General features: G+C 54.0%; 19 protein-coding genes. 5 read left to right on the top strand and 14 right to left on the bottom strand.

Going from position 1 to position 17378, the window contains the following annotated elements; translation table 11 throughout:
- Positions 1–57 precede the first annotated feature (57 nt).
- Positions 58–1356: a TIGR03862 family flavoprotein gene (locus tag GH657_RS00895; protein WP_153098959.1), complete on the bottom strand. Its 1299-nt coding sequence runs from the start codon at positions 1354–1356 to the stop codon at positions 58–60.
- A gap of 281 nt (positions 1357–1637) precedes the next feature.
- Here GH657_RS00895 and GH657_RS00890 point away from each other — a divergent pair, with 281 nt between their 5' ends.
- Positions 1638–2492, top strand: coding sequence for a class I SAM-dependent methyltransferase (locus GH657_RS00890; RefSeq protein WP_153098958.1), 855 nt, complete (start codon positions 1638–1640; stop codon positions 2490–2492).
- Between the two features lie 48 nt (positions 2493–2540).
- Here the strand turns inward: GH657_RS00890 and GH657_RS00885 are convergent, their stop codons facing one another.
- Entirely contained in the window at positions 2541–3155 is a 615-nt protein-coding gene (locus GH657_RS00885) for a DUF1415 domain-containing protein (RefSeq protein ID WP_153098957.1), read from the bottom strand.
- A 99-nt stretch (positions 3156–3254) separates the two neighbouring features.
- Positions 3255–3833, bottom strand: coding sequence for a TetR/AcrR family transcriptional regulator (locus GH657_RS00880; RefSeq protein WP_246174097.1), 579 nt, complete (start codon positions 3831–3833; stop codon positions 3255–3257).
- 252 nt (positions 3834–4085) lie between these two features.
- Between GH657_RS00880 and GH657_RS00875 the strand changes: the two genes are divergently transcribed.
- Entirely contained in the window at positions 4086–5378 is a 1293-nt protein-coding gene (locus GH657_RS00875; RefSeq protein WP_153098955.1) for an MFS transporter, read from the top strand.
- Here the strand turns inward: GH657_RS00875 and GH657_RS00870 are convergent.
- From GH657_RS00870 to GH657_RS18350, 10 genes are all read right to left on the bottom strand, one after another.
- The gene (locus tag GH657_RS00870; protein ID WP_153098954.1) at positions 5375–5650 is read right to left on the bottom strand and encodes a hypothetical protein; all 276 of its coding nucleotides are present in this window, start codon (positions 5648–5650) and stop codon (positions 5375–5377) included. The genes GH657_RS00875 and GH657_RS00870 overlap by 4 nt on opposite strands.
- A 60-nt stretch (positions 5651–5710) precedes the next feature.
- Positions 5711–5974 carry a hypothetical protein gene (locus tag GH657_RS00865; protein ID WP_153098953.1) on the bottom strand — a complete coding sequence of 88 codons (264 nt, stop codon included), beginning with the start codon at positions 5972–5974 and terminating at the stop codon, positions 5711–5713.
- A 57-nt stretch (positions 5975–6031) separates the two neighbouring features.
- Positions 6032–6529 carry a hypothetical protein gene (locus GH657_RS00860; protein WP_153098952.1) on the bottom strand — a complete coding sequence of 166 codons (498 nt, stop codon included), beginning with the start codon at positions 6527–6529 and terminating at the stop codon, positions 6032–6034.
- 57 nt (positions 6530–6586) lie between these two features.
- Positions 6587–7111 carry a hypothetical protein gene (locus tag GH657_RS00855; protein WP_153098951.1) on the bottom strand — a complete coding sequence of 175 codons (525 nt, stop codon included), beginning with the start codon at positions 7109–7111 and terminating at the stop codon, positions 6587–6589.
- Positions 7112–7144: 33 nt separating this feature from the next.
- Positions 7145–7591: a hypothetical protein gene (locus GH657_RS00850; protein ID WP_153098950.1), complete on the bottom strand. Its 447-nt coding sequence runs from the start codon at positions 7589–7591 to the stop codon at positions 7145–7147.
- Positions 7592–7688: 97 nt separating this feature from the next.
- Complete coding sequence (locus GH657_RS00845) at positions 7689–8213, bottom strand: hypothetical protein (RefSeq protein WP_153098949.1); 525 nt, start codon at positions 8211–8213, stop codon at positions 7689–7691.
- A gap of 192 nt (positions 8214–8405) precedes the next feature.
- Entirely contained in the window at positions 8406–8666 is a 261-nt protein-coding gene (locus GH657_RS00840; RefSeq protein WP_153098948.1) for a hypothetical protein, read from the bottom strand.
- Between the two features lie 152 nt (positions 8667–8818).
- Entirely contained in the window at positions 8819–9307 is a 489-nt protein-coding gene (locus tag GH657_RS00835; RefSeq protein ID WP_153098947.1) for a hypothetical protein, read from the bottom strand.
- A gap of 212 nt (positions 9308–9519) precedes the next feature.
- Positions 9520–9975 (bottom strand): hypothetical protein, encoded by a 456-nt coding sequence (locus tag GH657_RS00830; protein ID WP_153098946.1) that lies wholly within the window; start codon positions 9973–9975, stop codon positions 9520–9522.
- 261 nt (positions 9976–10236) lie between these two features.
- On the bottom strand, positions 10237–12471 hold the full coding sequence (locus GH657_RS18350) for a DUF6531 domain-containing protein (protein WP_153098945.1): 2235 nt from the start codon (positions 12469–12471) through the stop codon (positions 10237–10239).
- Positions 12472–12767: 296 nt separating this feature from the next.
- Here GH657_RS18350 and GH657_RS00820 point away from each other — a divergent pair, with 296 nt between their 5' ends.
- Entirely contained in the window at positions 12768–13361 is a 594-nt protein-coding gene (locus GH657_RS00820; RefSeq protein WP_153098944.1) for a nitroreductase family protein, read from the top strand.
- A 252-nt stretch (positions 13362–13613) separates the two neighbouring features.
- Complete coding sequence (locus GH657_RS00815; protein WP_153098942.1) at positions 13614–14870, top strand: Hsp70 family protein; 1257 nt, start codon at positions 13614–13616, stop codon at positions 14868–14870.
- A 225-nt stretch (positions 14871–15095) separates the two neighbouring features.
- Here GH657_RS00815 and GH657_RS00810 read toward each other — a convergent pair whose 3' ends face one another.
- On the bottom strand, positions 15096–15299 hold the full coding sequence (locus tag GH657_RS00810) for a cold-shock protein (RefSeq protein ID WP_153098941.1): 204 nt from the start codon (positions 15297–15299) through the stop codon (positions 15096–15098).
- Positions 15300–15744: 445 nt separating this feature from the next.
- On the opposite strand from GH657_RS00810, the gene GH657_RS00805 reads away from it, so the two are divergent.
- Positions 15745–17337 carry an APC family permease gene (locus tag GH657_RS00805; protein WP_153098940.1) on the top strand — a complete coding sequence of 531 codons (1593 nt, stop codon included), beginning with the start codon at positions 15745–15747 and terminating at the stop codon, positions 17335–17337.
- Positions 17338–17378: the final 41 nt, after the last annotated feature.

The following is a 17378-nucleotide window of genomic DNA, read 5'->3' as shown; positions in this document are numbered from 1 at the left end:
GGTTGAGGTTTTGTCCGGTTTCGTCCAGTTAGCCCCAGGCCGCAAGTCCAGGCCTTGTCAGCCAGGGGTGCACGCAGCGAGATAAGCTCGCGCACCCTGCCCTGCTACGTGGCCACTGGCAAAACACGCGGTAAGCAGATACCCGCCAGTTGGAGCTTCCCAATCGAGCATTTCGCCCGCACAGAATGCCCCTGGTATCTGCCGGAGCATGAGCTGGGCATCGAGGGCTTCGAACGGAATGCCGCCAGCCGTGCTGATCGCTTCGGCCACGGGCCGGGGACGGCTCAAGCGCAGCGGCAGCGCCTTGATGGCATGGGCAAGCTGGCTGGGATCGGTAAAGGTGTCTTTGCTCAGGCATTCATGCAGCAGTGCCAGTTTTACCCCGGCGAGGCCCACGCGGCTTTGCAGGTGGCTTGAGAGCGAGCGCGAACCGCGCGGCCGTGTGACTTCCTCGATGACGCGTGCAAGCGTGTGTCCGGGTGTGAGATCAAGGTGGATGACGGTGTTGCCTGCGATAGCGATGCGCTCGCGGAGCGTCGACGATAGGGCATAGACCAGGCTGCCTTCGATCCCCTGTCCAGTTACGACGAATTCGCCCTGGCGGGTATGGGGCGTACCGTCCGCGCCAGATAAAGTAATGGACACGGGCTTGACGGGCTGCCCCGCGAAACGCTCCCGGAAGTAAGTGCTCCAGCTCACCTCGAAGCCGCAGTTCGCGGGCCGAAGCGGCGCGAGCGCAATGTCGCGCGACTGCATCAACGGCACCCATGCTGCATCCGAACCCAGTTGCGGCCAGCTCGCGCCACCCAGCGCGAAAACCACGGCATCGACGCTGACTACGCGTTCGCCCTCGGGGGTGGCAAACCGGAGTTCATGCGTCAGCCCATTGCCGGTATGCCTGGCATGTTGTTGTCCGGCCTCCTGCGTGAAATCCCAGCCAAGCCACTTATGTCGCATGTGAAACCGCACGCCGGTTTCTTTCAGTCGATGCAGCCACGCGCGTAGCATGGGCGCGGCTTTCATGTCAGAGGGAAACACGCGTCCAGAACTGCCGATAAAGGTTTTGACGCCCAGTGCCTGGAGCCAGGCGCGCAATGCGTCGGGGCCGAAGGCCGCAAGTAGCGGTGCGAGTTGTGCCTCGCGCTCGCCGTAGCGGCTCAGGAACGGTGTCAAAGGCTCTGAATGCGTGATGTTCATTCCACCCTTGCCTGCCATCAGAAACTTGCGCCCTACCGAGGGCATGGCGTCATAGACCTCGACGTGTATGCCCGGTGCAACCAGTGCTTCGGCGGCCATCAGTCCAGCGGGGCCGCCGCCGATGACGGCGACGCGGGAAAATTCAGGCGATGCAGGCATGAGTGGAATGAAAGATGAAAGTGAGCGTGAACGTGAACGTTGGAAGGGGGCGGCGTTGTCCTGAGGGCGATTCATGGCACAGAACACGTGGCGCACCCGCAGCCCGATACGCAGCCCGCCAGCGGGAAAGCAGCGGGAAAGCAGCGGGAAAGACAAAGGGCGCCATTCTCACATACGGGCGCACGCGGCTTTCGGTATTCGGTAAACTGGCGGCCACTTTCTTTTTTGCCGTTGTCCGCGGTGGGGTGCGAACCCATACGCTGGCGGCGAGCCCTTGCGCAATGTCCACCCTGCCCCGCCCGTCCCATCCATCCCACGAAATCCGTCCCGGGCAATCGCTTGAGCTACTCAAGGAACTCCATATCCTGACGCGCGACGGCAAGCTGAATCAGGACAGCCGCCGCAAGCTCAAGCAGGTCTACCACCTGTTCCAGTTCATCGAGCCTTTGCTAAGCGCCTTGAAGACCACAAAAAGCGACTTGACGCTGGTCGATCACGGTGCGGGTAAATCGTATCTGGGCTTTATCCTGTACGACCTGTTTTTCAAGGCACAGCGCGACCAGTCGCATATCTATGGGATCGAGACGCGCGAAGAACTGGTGGCGCGCTCCACCGCGCTGGCGGCGCGGCTGGGGTTTGCGGGCATGTCGTTTCTGAATCTGTCGGTGGCGGATTCGATCAGCTCCGAGCGCTTGCCCGCCACGATCGATATCGTGACCGCGTTGCACGCGTGCAATACCGCTACCGATGACGCCATCCGCTTCGCGCTGCAAAAACACGCGCACTACATCGTCGTGGTGCCGTGCTGCCAGGCCGAAGTCGCGGGGGTGCTGCGCCGAAGCAAAAGCCAGTCGCTTGGACAGGCACTGACGGAAATCTGGCGTCATCCGCTGCATACACGCGAATTCGGCAGCCACATCACTAACGTGCTGCGCTGCCTGCAACTGGAAGCGCATGGCTATCAGGTCAGCGTGACTGAACTGGTGGGCTGGGAGCATTCGATGAAGAACGAACTCATCATTGCCCAGTACAAGGATTTGCCCCGCCGCCGTCCAGCGGAAAGACTCAACGAGATTATCGAAACGCTCGGGTTGCATGATCTGCGCGAACGGTTTTTTATTCCTGAAAGTGCCTGAATGTGAGCGTGGGGGTACCTCCACGTGGCACGCGCCATGTGCCACGCGTCAGTCTGCTTCCGATTCCGATTCCGATTCCGATTCCGTTTGAGGCTGATTCATCCACGCTTGCCAGCCATGCAGCCCAAGACGTCGTAACGTCTCCTGATTGCGTTCGTAAATTTGCGAGGCATCGGGAAAAGCAGCCACGGCACGCTCGATGCTCGCCTCGCGCAGCAGATGCAGCATCGGATACGGCGCGCGGTTGGTGTAGTTCTCGATATCGTCGGGCAGACTGTCTTCAAACTGGTAGTGCGGATGAAAACTGGCGATCTGCAAAAGGCCTTCAACCCGCATCTGCCGCAGCAGCCGTTGCGCAAAAAACAAACAGTCGTTGTATTCGATGAAATCCGCCAGCGCATGCGGAATGATCAGCAGCGTGGTGTCGATATCAGCGGGGTCGGCATCGCGCAGCGTCTGAAGCTCGCTTTCGAGATCGAGCAAGACGCCTTCCATGGTGCCGGCTTCGCTGATCGCGTAACGGATTTGCTGTTTGACATGAACCGCCTTGGCGAAGGGGCACAGGTTGAGCCCGATTACCGCGCGTGTCAGCCAGTGGCGGGTGGTGGCCAGGATGGTGTCGTGGGTGTCGTTGATATCGTGGGGAGCAGTCGGTTGCGGCATGGCGGGGTGAGTCGTTCGAAAGAAACCGTGAGGCGGCATTTTACGGATGTGGCTGGCGCTGCCAGGACCATTCATTCGTTATGGCTGATGGTTCATGGTTCATGGCGCGCGGGCACAGGCCTGCGCAATCAACTGGGCCGCCACTTGCGGTGCGGCACGAATCGGCCCGCATCCTGGGCCATAGGTTTGACTCGCGGCATAGACTCCTTCGATCAGCAAGGCTAGCGCGTTGGCCAGGGCCGCGGGATCATCCGCGCCTGCTGCGGTGGTCAATTCAAGCAGGCGGGTCATCAATTGCATTTTGTTGCGCATCACGCACAAACGCGCCGGATGCCCGACATCGGGGAATTCAGCCGCGACATTCACGAATGGACAGCCCCGGTAATCATCTGCCGAGGCGCGTTGTGCCAGATCCGTGAAGTACTGGTTGAGTTGTTTGACGGGCTCGCCAGGATGCTGCGCAAGACTGGCTTCGAAGCGAGCGAAGAAACGCGCATCCGCACGTGCCAGATAGGCGACGACGAGATCGTCTTTCGATGCAAAACGCCGGTACAGGCTCATCTTGTTGACCCCCGCTTGCCCAACCACCGCATCGACACCGACCGCACGCACGCCTTCGCGGTAAAACAGCTCGTCGGCGGCACGCAGCAGGTGTTCCTCTGCGTCGGCGCCGCGCATCTGTGGCCTGGGATGATTGGCCGCTGCCGTGGTTTTGTCTCTTTTGTGTTCTGACATGAATGACGGCTCCGTCAACGATGAAGGGTGAAGTGCCAAGCCGAAAGCTGAAATCCGAAGCTTGACATGTTACCGACCGGTCACTAGTATCGCAACACGCTTGTGACAGAGCGGTCACATTGGATGTTGTGATTCAGGGTTGAGATCAGGTAATTAGGTAATCAGGTAGTCAGGTAATCGCGGACAGGAGCTCGCATGAACTGGGTGGCGAAATTAATCGGCGGACGCTTCCATTATGGCTGGGTCACGGTGGCCGTCGTTTTTCTCGTGCTGCTGGCCGCAGCGGGTACGCGGGCTACGCCCAGCGTGATGATGCTGCCGCTAGAGCATCAGTTTGGCTGGGGGCGTGCGACGATTTCGCTAGCGATTTCCGTGAATATCGCGCTATACGGCCTGATGGGGCCGTTTGCCGCCGCGGCGATGCAGCGTTTTGGCGTGCGCCCGACCGTCCTTGCGGCATTAGGGACGATGGCCGCAGGGGTGGCGCTGTCATCGCTGATGACGCAGCCGTGGCAGATGGTGCTGATCTGGGGCGTGATGGTGGGCGGCGCAACGGGGGTGGCCGCGCTGTCGTTATCCGCGACGATTGTGAACCGCTGGTTCACCACGCATCGAGGCCTTGTGATGGGGATTCTCACCGCAAGCTCAGCGACCGGCCAGTTGGTCTTCTTGCCACTGCTGGCGGCGATTGCCCAGCACCATGGCTGGCGTCCGGTGGTCTGGACGGTGGCCGCCGCAGCGGTGGTGGTATTACCGCTGGTAGCGTTTTTGCTGCCCGAGCGGCCTGCCAGTGTCGCGCAGCGTCCCTACGGCGAGCCGGCTGACGCCCCGCCTTCGCCCCCTGCAAAAAAGCAGAATCCATTAGCCATTGCTTTTGGCACGTTGGGAATGGCTAGCCGTACGCGGGATTTCTGGCTGCTTTTCATGAGCTTTTTTATTTGCGGCGCAAGCACGAATGGCTATGTCGGCACGCATCTGATTGCGATGTGCGGCGACTATGGCATGAGCGAAGTGCAAGGCGCGTCATTGCTGGCCGCGATGGGTATTTTCGATCTCTTCGGCACAACGTTGTCGGGCTGGCTCTCGGACCGGTTTAATAGCCGCGTGCTGCTGTTCTGGTATTACGGCTTGCGGGGTTTGTCGCTGATGTATCTGCCGCACGCGTTTGGCATCGACTTTTTCGGGCTGCCACTCTTTGCCGTGTTTTATGGACTCGACTGGATCGCAACCGTGCCGCCCACTGTGCGTCTGGCCACCGATGTCTATGGCAAGGAAGCGGCCCCGGTCGTATTCGGCTGGATCGTTGCCGGGCATCAATTAGGCGCGGCATTCGCGGCACTTGGCGCGGGCATGCTGCGGGCGAGTTTGGGCACTTATACGGTAGCGTCGATGATCTCGGGAGGCATGTGCCTTGTGGCCGCGGTGATCGTGCTGCGCATTAACCGGGGTGAGCGGACGGTGGCTGCGGGGGCGGCTGGGGTGTCTTAACGGTTGTGGTTGCGGTTGTCATTGGCCAGTAGTGCTTTGAGGAATTCACGCGCTTTTAGCAAAATGCCTTCCCAATGCGCTTCGGTTAGGTAAACAGGTTGGGTGGCGGGGTAAATTTCGAAATAAAGCTTGTTGTCTGCTTCTACGAAAATTCTTAAAAAGGGGAAGAGTTCGATGTCTTCCATGCTTTGGTTTTCTTCCAGCAGGTAAACCAGTAGATAAGGATAGACAGAGTTGGCGTGTTCCACCTGTTTGAATTCAAGTTTGTACAATTGAAGCCTCGTTTTGTGAAAATGGGTGGTGAGTTTAAGTGTTTTGCTGTGGTTGTTTGTTTAGCCGGTTTCTATGGTTAAAACGTGTGCCTGGTATTCTTTTGATTTTTTTAAAATTCTATCCCACATGTCTTCGTTTAGAGTGATAGAGATACTTTCTGGATAGAGGGTAAACAGTAAATTTTTATCCTCTTCCACGGAAATTCGTAAAAATTTATTAAATAGAGATGGATGATCGGCTTGCCAGTTTTCTAGTAAGTAGGTGAACAAATATGTGTAGCGTGTAGTGATATCGCCTATCTTTTCAAATACAAGATTTTTCATGATTTTTGCTTTTCCGCGCCTCTAAATCCAATAAAATTTCCATCGCCTGATGCATGACTAAGGCTTATCTTCAAATTTATCAGGCGGAGGTAAATCTGATTCTCCATAAAAGCGTCTTAAATCTGCTCCGCCAATCCATTTTCCTGCTTCCATGATCATTAAATTTTCTCCTGGGAGCGGATATTTTTTTAAGGGTTCTCCATCCATTCTGTCTATGGAAAAACCATCTACATAATAATTTTCCTCAGTCGATAAAATCAAGGCGCTAATTATTACTGGAATATTTTCATCAATGCTAACAAGAATGCGCGCCAAGGCTCCAGACCATTTTCCATGTTTTTCTATGTTTTCTTCATGGCATATGGCAAGATAATACGGTGTGTCAATTTCCTTGACTTGGCATGTTTTAATTTGGTCTCTCCATTGTCTGGTCCATTTTCCATATAGTGGTTCGTTTACTTCAAGCAAAAAATCGAGCAGTTTGTATTCGTGTGGTGCGAGAGGGCGTGGCATTTTTGCTATTTTTAATGCTTTTTCTGGTCGGGTTGAACTCATCTGTATTTCTTGAATAGGCTTGAGTTGGACATAAGCACGGATGTAACAGATTCTGAGTCAATAAAAATCACTACCATAAACATCCGGTTTGAAAAATACATTGAATGGGTAATTTTTTCGGGTGAATTCGTATATTTCTGGGGAGCCGTGAATTGTTGATAATTCCGATCTCCGGTCGGCATATATTATCCAGTCATCTGAATCTGGCAGAACCACATAACGTTCTGCAATACAAATAACTGCATCGCCAGGACTGTTTCCGGGATCGGCATCAAGGAATTTTTGATAATCACTTCCATCATGATGGTTATTGAATTTCATGGCGGGATATTTGCCAAAAAGTTTGAAATAAATATTTATTGGATCTGGCTTTGTGAGTAAGAATGAAAATTCTTTTGAATTGGAGAATTCTGTTAAACTTTTGACAAAATTATAATATTCAGGAGTTCCAGCATCGATCGGATCAAAGTATAAAAATTTCTGCTCGGGTGGCGCTTCCATAATTTTTCTGATGCCTGACTCTGCACGCGAAAGCAAGGTGTTAAATTCACTTGTATTGTTAATAAATTTTAATTTATTCATAATTTGATAACATTTAAATGCCGGACTAGTTGTTTATACTAACCGCCATCGCGGCGCAAGAGGATTTTCTTTATAGGCATACCTTAGATCTGCGCCTCCAACACGCATCCCAGCTTCCATCACCATTAATCCATTACCCGGTATGGGGTAATTTATTAATTTCTCGCCATCCAGCCGGTCTATCGAGAAAATATCAACATAGTAATTATCCTGTGTTTTTACGACTATTGCGTAAATTAGTACGGGAATACGTCCATCTACACTAATTAGCTCGCGCCCTAATGTTAAAGTTTTTTGCCCTGATTTTTCTATTTCATCGTCATGACATACTGCCAAAAAATAGGGTGTGTCAATTTCCCGGACCTGGCATGTTTTAATTTGATCTCTCCATTGCCTGGTCCATTTTCCATATAGTGGTTCGTTTACTTCAAGCAAAAAATCGAGCAGTTTATATTCGTGTGGTGCGAGAGGGCGTGACATTTACTATTTTTAATGCTTTTTCTGGTTTGGTTGAACTCGCTGGTATTTCTTGAGTAGGCTTGGGCCGGATATAAGCACGGATGTAACAGATTCTGAGTCAATAAAAATCACTACCATAAACATCCGGTTTGAAAAATACATTGAATGGGTAGTTTTTCCGGGTGAATTCGTATATTTCTGGGGAGCCATAAATTGTTGAGATTTCAGAATCTCTGTCGGCGTATATTATCCAGTCATTTGAGTCTGGTAGAACTGCATAAAGCTCTCCAACGCAAATAAGTGCATCGTCAAGGCTACCTCCTGGATCAGCACTAATAAATCTAAGATAGTCATTTTCGTTGTGGCTGGCATCAAACTTCATTGCAGGATATTTGTTAAAATTTTTATAAAAAATATCTATTTGTTCAGGTTTTGCGAGTAAAAATGAAAATCCGGATGAATTGGAAAATTTTGTTAAATTTCTAATAAAATAAAAATATTCTGGTGTTCCAGTATCGATGGCATCAAAGTATAAAAATTTCTGTTCTGGGAGGGGCTCAATAATTTTTATGATACCCGATTGCGCGCGTGACAGCAAAGAATTAAATTCATTTTTGTCTTCGATAAATCGAATGTTGAACATGTTATCTCAACCTTGTTTTTAACGCGCTCGATACAGATTTGATTCGGCCATGGTTAAAAACAGTTTCATGGATTTTATGATGATTGTCCCCGTGTGTAAAAATAAGGATTAAAAGCATCTTCACCTTAATAAATTATGGAGGTCGGTTCTATGTGCTAATAAAAATAGTGTTTTTATTTCGTGCATAAAAATTTATGGCCATTCTTCATTTTTTGAAATAATTTCAAAATGATAGGAGCGAGCTTTTTCCAATATTTCATTCCATTGATCAGCGCTGAGGCGAAGAGAATTTTTTCTGGCCTCAATTGTTATGTAAAGATTTTTGTCTTTTTCGGTAGCGATTTCCAAAAATGGATCTCGTTGGTACTTTCCCGTCTGACCGGATGTGTAAACATAATAATATGGATGAGCTGCTCGAACATCTCCAACATATTCAAATACTAGTTTAAACATTTAACTTCTCCTAAATCCAATCCATTCTCCAGATTTTGACCAGCTAGCCGCAAATTACTCATCCTTCAGGTGATCGCCTCTTTTTTCTTCCGTTCTCATACCCATTTCTGGAATATCCTGGGTCTGATTATTTTAAATCTTAATATTGCTATTTAAATTAATCGCCATGGCGGAGAGTGAGGTGTTTCCTCAAATACACACCGTAGATCTGCGCCGCCAATGCGAATCCCTGCCTCCATAATCATTAATTTATCGTCTTGATTTGGGTAATTTATTAATGGCTCTCCGTCCATCCTGTCTATCGAAAATATATCAACATGGTAGTTGTCTGGTGTTTTTAATATTACTGCATAAATCAGAACGGGAGCGTGGCCATCGATGCCGATCAAATCCCGTCCTAAAGTTAATGTTTCTTGCCCTATTTTTTCTATTTCATCTGTATGGCAGACTGCTAAAAAATACGGATCACCAATTTCCTTGACCTGGCATGTTTTAATTTGATCTCTCCATTGCCTGGTCCATTTTCCATATAGTGGTTCGTTTACTTCAAGCAAAAAATCGAGCAGTTTGTATTCGTGTGGTGCGAGAGGGCGTGGCATTTTTGCTATTTTTAATGCTTTTTCTGGTCGGGTTGAACTCATCTGTATTTCTTGAATAGGCTTGAGTTGGACATAAGCACGGATGTAACAGATTCTGAGTCAATAAAAATCACTACCATAAACATCCGGTTTGAAAAATACATTAAATGGGTAATTTTTTCGGGTGAATTCGTATATTTCTGGGGAGCCGGAGAGGGTTGATAGTTCATGGCTTCTGTCTGCATATTAATCATCAATCCATCGCCTGATGCTGACTAATACTTATCTTCAAATTTCTCGGATGGAGGTAAATCTGATTCTCCATAAAAGCGTCTTAAATCTGCTCCGCCAATCCATTTTCCTGCTTCCATGATCATTAAATCTTCTCCTGGGAGTGGATATTTTTTTAAGGGTTCTCCATCCATTCTGTCTATGGAAAAACCATCTACATAATAATTTTCCTCAGTCGATAAAATCAAGGCGCTAATTATTACTGGAATATTTTCATCAATGCTAACAAGAATGCGCGCCAAGGCTCCAGACCATTTTCCATGTTTTTCTATGTTTTCTTCATGACATATGGCAAGATAGTACGGCGTGTCAATTTCTCGAACTTTGCATATTTTAATTTGCTCCTTCCATAGTTTTGTCCATCGGCCATAGATTGACTCATTGATGGTGAGTAAGTAATCAAGAAGGTTATATTCCTGGCAATCGAGGAGACGGCTCATATTTTATATTCGGTTGTTTTCTAATTGGTGGCCGGATAGACCCGACGCGAATTTCGGTTGGAGAAAGCCTGAAAGTGTTATATTCAATTCGAATATTGTTAACAAATATCACGAAACTCTTTCCCTCACCGTCAAATTTTAAAAGATGCCCTTTTTCAGCCAAATCTTTTTCAATTGCGTCCATCACGGGCTTGCGGGGAATATTTCTGGCGTCCAGATGCCGGAATGTGTGAGAAAGCTGATTGTCATTTCGCCCCCAGTTTATCGTTGACTGGTCGAGCATGGCAGGCGTGCACTGCTCCCCCTCAACCTCAACCTTGACCTCCCCCGGCGCAGCCCGGCCAGGTAACCCCGCATGAACCCATACACCCTCGGCGCCAGCTTCAGCACGGGATGCGGCAGCAGCATGCATTCGACACAAACCGGCTCCAGCCCCGCTTCCTGCGGCGGACCAGCCCCGGCCGCCGCGCCCCCCGTCGCCGCGTGCAACGACCGCGCATCCGCCACCGGCCCCCATCCCGCCTGAGGCCCCGCAGGCACCACCCCCGCCTCGTAGTTATCCAGCCAGCCATCCGTCTCGGCCTGCGACAGCGCCACCGGCGCGCCACGGCCCACACGCACCGTCGCGTGACGCTCGGTCACCCGCCCATCGGCGGCGTAGCGGTAAGTCACCTCAAGCTTGCGCCACGTCTGCACGCCCTGCGCCACGTAGCGTTCGCTGTAGCCGAATTGCACCAGCCGGCCCCGCAGGTCATAGACCGGCGTGACCGAAAAGTCCCCCGCGCTGATCCAGTTCACCCGGTGCGCATCGTCACGCCCGATCTCCAGCACGGCGTTGTCCGGCCCGCCCGCCAGCAGCCGCAGGTTGCCGTTCATGTCCCAGCGCAAGTCCCAGCGGCCAGTCGGCACGCCCTGTTCGTAGCGTGTCATGGACACCGGCTGGTTCAGCCGGTCATAGGCCATGCCATAGGTCTGCGCCGTGCCGCTCGCCGTCGCCGCGAAGCCGCTTGCGCCGGTTGGATCTGTCGTCGGCTGCTCCGAGACGCCCGTCAGGCTGCCGCTGTCGTCATAGACCAGCGCGCGGATCATCCCCGGCTCAGCCACGGCGGCAGGCCGCAGCCCCAGCGCATCGGCATAGCGCACGCGGGTTGTCGTGGTGCCGGACGTGTCGTGGCGCACCACCTGGACGGGCCGGTTCGCGCTGTCGTAGGTGTAGTCGATGCGGCGGCCCTCGCCTGTGCTGCGTGAGCCCAGGTTGCCGGCCGCGTCCCAGGTGAGGCGCGCCTCGCGGCTGCCGTCCGGGCGCAGCACGCCGCCTGCCGCGCTGAAGTCGAGCGTCGTGCTGCCCTGGCTGCGGGTGACGGTCGTGCGGCCCTCGCCATACGCGAACTGCACATTGCGCGTGCTGTCCGGATGGCTGACCGCGATGGCCCGGCCTTCTGCGTCATAGGTCCAGGTGGCCGTGCGCGAGCCGGTTTCGTCGATGACGCCGGTCAGCGCGCTGACGAAGCGCGGATCGTCGTAGACGTAGCGGCGGATCGTGCCGTCAGGCCAGGTCACGGCATTCAGGTTGCCGTTGCTGTCATAGCCATAGCGCGTGATGCCGCCGTCGGGGCGGGTCATCTGCACCAGACGCTGCTGGGCGTCATAGGCGAGCCTGAACGAGGCGGCGAAGCGGCGCTGCAACTGGTAGTGGTCGATCCCGGTCAGCAGCCCGGGGACGGGCGCGATGTTGCCGGGGGTCTGGGCATCGCTGTAGCTGAGTTCGGTGATGACCGCGTTGACGGTGCGCACTGAGCGCAGCACGCCATGGGGGGAATAGGTTTCGGTATTGCCGGTGCGGGCGTTGGTCAGCGTCCAGTCGTTGCCGCTGCGCGCGAGCAGCCAGCCTGTGCCACGGGTGAGACGCCAGAGGCCAGCGGACGGGCTGAACGTGACCGGCATGCCGTTATCGCGCCATGCGGTGATGCGCGGTGCAGCGGAGGAGGAGGCGGCCAGGTCGAGGCGGCGCTGCCAGTTATGCGACCAGCCCGCGCCGAATGCGCTGCCTGCGCCGCTGGACGAGGTGCCGGGCCGCAGGGCGGCGGAGCGGTATTGGCGCTGGAACACGACGGGCGGTTCATCGCCGGTGGCGTAATCGGTTTCTTCGAGGGTGGTGACGCCGGTGCCGGGATAGACCGGATCGGCGATGGGGCAACTGGTTTCAGGCAGGACGGGGCTGGGGGTGCGGCAGTAGCGGTGGATGGCGGCGAGGTCGTTGAGGCAGGCGTAGTGGCCCATGCCGCCGGGGGTGTTGCTGGCGACATCGCTGGGACAGGAGGCGGTACCGGGACGCGCGCCGGACTGCGCGTAGAGGTCGAAGCAGTCGGCCTGGACGGGGGTGACGCTGAGGAGCAGGGCAAACGCCAGCAGCAGTTGTGCGAGTAGGGGAAGAGAAAAAGTAAAAGAGAACGGGTTTGAAGCAGCGGAAACAAAATGCGACCGGCGGCGACTCACGACAAGCTCTCCCAGCGACAGCGGACGCTTTGCCTCGGCCCGTTGTTAGTGATGCGGAATAAACCATCAAACCGCAGGATCACGAAATGTAGCTTGGTTTTAGCGCAAAAATTCCTCCTGATACTGCTAATTACGCAGGCGATATAAATCGCAAAAAGGTTAAAAAATAAAAATCGACGCGTTCTCTTTCCAATTTGCTTTCCCCTCACACCTGGCCCGATGTCCGGTTATGCTATGTGCCCCCGGGTGTTAAGCCGTGAGCCCTTCGATAGACGCATTTCGACCGAGAGACCTCAATGACCAATAAATCTGCTCCGACCGCTGTGCCTGTCCATGAACTGATCGCGGGCCGCTGGAGTCCGCGTGCCTATTCCAGTGAGCCTGTTAGCCGCGAGCATCTGCACGCGGTGCTCGAAGCCGCGCGTTGGGCGCCTTCGTCGTACAACGCGCAGCCATGGCGTTTTATCGTCTTCGATCGCAGCGCTGACGAAGTCGCTTTTAAACAGGCGTTCGCCACGCTTGTGCCGTTCAATCAGGACTGGAACGCGCCTGTTCCCGTGCTGATCGCTGTGACTACGCATACGCTGACAAACAAGGGCGAAGTGAACCGGAGCGCTGCTTATGACGCGGGTGCTGCTGCCATGTCGCTGGTTTTGCAGGCGCACGCGCTGGGCCTGGCGGCGCACCAGATGGGTGGGTTTGATGCTGCGGCATTTCGCACGGTGTTCTCGCTTCCAGCGGATGTCGATGTGCTGGCGATGATTTCGTTAGGCCACTATGGCGACGTCGAGAAGCTGGATCCGGTTTTGCGCGAGCGCGAAAAATCGGTACGCACCCGTTTCCCGCTGGGTGAGGTCGCATACCAAAGCGCCTGGAAAAAGGCGTTTTAAGCGCAACGTAAAGCCATTGAATAGGCTTTAAAGCGTGCGCATGAATAGGTGAGGGGCAAAAACGCGTGGTGTAGTCGATTCCACGCGTTTTTTATTTTGCAGGCCATTGAGTCTCTTTTTGCAAAATGGATCTCCCCAATGGCACCGCCGCCAAATTGAAGCAGACGGTGTTTCTGTGTTACAAAGCCGCTCTTATTTCTATCTCTATCCGCATTAGCCAGACGCGGTAATTCTTTTCTTTTTTGTCATGCCATGACCTATTGCGCGATTGATTTCGGCACATCCAATTCGGCTGTCGCGGTGCCGGTGGGCGAGGTGTCACAGCTGGTTCTCGCTCCCGTGGAAGACGCGTACACGACGCTGCCCACTGCGGTTTTTTTTAACACGGACGAACACACTCAGGCATTTGGGCGTGCCGCGCTGGAAGCTTATATCGATGGTTTCGACGGGCGTCTGATGCGTTCGATGAAGAGCATCCTGGGCTCGGCGCTGGCTGACAACATGACCGATCTTGGCGATGGTTCGGCGATCAAATACACGGATGTCATCGCGCTTTTTATTGGTCATCTGAAGCGCCAGGCTGAAGCTTGCACCGGTATGCCGATTGAGCGCGCGGTGCTGGGCCGCCCGGTCTTTTTTGTCGATGACGATCCGCGGGCCGATCATCTCGCGCAGCAGCAGCTTGAAGCGGCGGCGCAGGCGGTGGGGTTGCATGAGATTCACTTTCAGTACGAGCCGATTGCCGCCGCGTTCGATTACGAGTCGAAACTGACTCAGGAAGAGCTGGTGCTGGTGGCGGATATCGGTGGCGGCACGTCGGATTTCTCACTGGTGCGAGTCGGCCCAGAGCGGATGAAACGTGTCGAGCGGAAAGACGATGTGCTAGCGCACCACGGGGTTCACGTCGCGGGAACGGATTTCGACCGGCGTGTCGAGCTGAACACGATTTTGCGTGAAGTGGGTTATCAGGCGCTGGATCCCGAGGGCCGTGAAGTACCGAACCGGGTTTATTTCGACCTTGCGACATGGCACCTGATCAATACGGTGTACGCGCCGAAGCGGGTGAGCGAACTGACGTTGATGAGGCATCTTTTCACCAATGTGCGCCATCACGATCGGCTCATGCGCATTGTCGACCAGCGTCTTGGGCATGCACTCGCCGCCCGTGCGGAAGAAGCCAAGATCGGCATTGCCGCAGGCGGCGAAACGACGATTGATCTGGCGTTGCTCGAAGATGACTTGTGCTTGCCGTTTGATGAGGCGCAACTGATTTTGGCGGGACAGGACGAAACCCAGCGCATTGTGCAAGCCGCGCGCGACACAGTGCAGAGGGCGGGAGTGAGTACGGCGGACGTGAATGCGATCTACTTCACAGGCGGCTCAACCGGGCTTGCTTTCCTGTCAGGGGCGCTGGCGGCGGCATTGCCGCAGGCGCAGCCGGTTTTTGGCGACCGTTTGGCCAGCGTGGCGACAGGCCTCGGCATACACGCCAAACGGATATTCCAGTGATTTTAAACGGTCATTAATTTGTTAAAAATAGTTATTGCTGGCTTCAGTAGGCAGGCGCATATAGGAAATAATGCATTTCGCATGACCGTGTTATTTTAATGTAATTAAAAAGTATGGGAAAAATAAAAAAAGCCGCGCCACAAAATGTGGAGCGGCTTTTTTATAACCGGATACTAATACCTCGCCAAAGCGAGGCATCAGGCACCCAGAAAAGGAAGCGCCTGCTTACACCGGCTTGATGTTTGCAGCTTGCTTGCCTTTCGGGCCCGTCTTAACTTCAAACGTAACCTTTTGATTTTCTTGCAGTGTCTTGAAGCCTTCTGCGCGGATTTCAGAGAAATGCGCGAACAGATCTTCGCCACCGCCGTCAGGCGTGATAAAGCCAAAGCCCTTTGCGTCATTGAACCACTTGACGGTACCGGTTTCCATGTTACTTGTTCCTAAATAATGGTGAATAAGGCCGAAGCCCGTGGGTGCATGAAAATCAAGGAAGGGGTAATAGGACCAACCGGAGTACCGTTGATGGGCGAACTACGAAAGACCAATTCACTCGCCGCTTGAAATCCTGCCCGGACTTTATACGGGGATTTCGAGAGAAGGTCAACAGTATCTGCAAATCTTTACAAGGTTTTCCTGTAACAAGTCATTTCTTCTTACAAATCTTTCGTCTAGAGGATTTTTTTACCAGGGAGAACCCGTAATTTAGCTACATTTGCTTGAAGCAGTCGTTAAACTACGCGCCGCGTGGCGGTTGTGCCCTGTCCGGATTTCTCTCCCCTGTTCTGAACTCCCGTCCATGCTGCCCGTCATCAGTCCTTTTGCGCCATGAGGCGACGTAGCACGGTGACGACATGTTTTTGATACAGGAGAAGAAGTGAAAAGTTCTATTCAACGGAACATCGGGCCGTTTGCGCTGATGTTGACCGGGCTCGGTTCGATCATTGGATCGGGCTGGCTGTTTGGCGCCTGGAAGGCGGCGAAAATCGCCGGGCCTGCCGCAATTTGCGCCTGGGTGATCGGTGCTGTGGTGATCTTGTCGATCGCGCTGGCCTATGCCGAACTGGGCGCGATGTTCCCCGAATCGGGCGGTATGGTGCGCTACGCACGCTATTCACACGGCGCGTTGGTGGGCTTTATCAGCGCGTGGGCCAACTGGATTGCGATTGTTTCGGTGATTCCGATCGAGGCCGAAGCGTCGATCCAATACATGAGCACCTGGCCCTACGACTGGGCGCGTGAGCTCTTTATCGATGGCTCGCTCACCACGCCCGGGCTCTTGTTATCGGCGGCGCTGGTGGTGATTTATTTCCTGCTGAACTACTGGGGTGTGAAGCTCTTCGCCCGCGCCAACAGCTTGATCACGGTGTTCAAGTTCCTGATTCCGGGGGCGACGATCGCGGGTCTGATGCTGACGGGCTTTCATCACGAGAACTTCGGCGAAGCGGCCACCTTCGCGCCTTATGGCTGGTCGTCGGTGCTGACCGCCGTGGCAACCAGCGGTATCGTATTCGCCTTCAATGGCTTCCAGAGCCCGATCAACCTCGCGGGCGAGGCGCGTAATCCAGGCAAAAGCGTCCCGATTGCCGTGATTGGTTCGATCCTGATTGCGCTGGTGATCTACGTCTTGCTGCAAGTCGCCTACATCGGCGCGGTCAACCCTGCCGACGTGGTGAATGGCTGGAGCCACTTCAATTTCGCCTCACCGTTCGCCGAGCTGGCAATTGCCTTGAATTTGAACTGGCTCGCTATCTTGCTGTACATCGACGCGTTCGTGAGTCCAAGCGGCACGGGTACGACGTACATGGCGACGACGACCCGCATGATCTACGCGATGGAGCGCAATAACACGATGCCCAGGATGTTCGGCAACGTGCATCCGTTTTATGGTGTGCCGCGTCAGGCGATGTGGTTCAACTTGCTGGTTTCGTTTGTCTTCCTGTTCTTTTTCCGGGGCTGGAGTTCGCTCGCAGCGGTGATTTCGGTGGCAACCGTGATCTCTTACCTCACCGGCCCCATTAGTCTGATGGCGCTGCGCCGTGCCGCAACGGATATCGAGCGTCCGCTGCGCATTCCGGGTATGTCGCTGATCGCGCCGTTTGCTTTTGTCTGCGCGTCGCTGGTGCTGTATTGGGCCCGATGGCCGCTGACTGGCGAAATCATCTTGCTGATGATTGTTGCGCTGCCCGTGTATTTCTATTTCCAGGCGAAATCCGGGTTCGAAGGCTGGAGCCGTGATCTGAAAGCCGCATGGTGGCTGGTGGCCTATTTGCCGACGATGGCGTTGCTGTCACTCACCGGTAGCAAGGAGTTTGGCGGCCGGGGCATCTTGCCGTACGGCTGGGACATGTTGCTCGTGATTGTCTGCTCGCTGGTCTTTTACTACTGGGGCGTGCACACCGGCTATCGCACCGGGTATCTCGATGAGCGTGAATCGCAAGCCGATATTCTCAACGGGCAAGGCGTCTAGACATCCAGCTGTCCAGCTGTATAAGCCATGGCCTCGATGTG

Source organism: Paraburkholderia hayleyella (assembly GCF_009455685.1).
Taxonomy (GTDB): Bacteria; Pseudomonadota; Gammaproteobacteria; order Burkholderiales; family Burkholderiaceae; genus Paraburkholderia; species Paraburkholderia hayleyella.
Note: the sequence above shows the minus strand (reverse complement) of the source record. Positions and strands in the feature narration are given on the sequence as shown.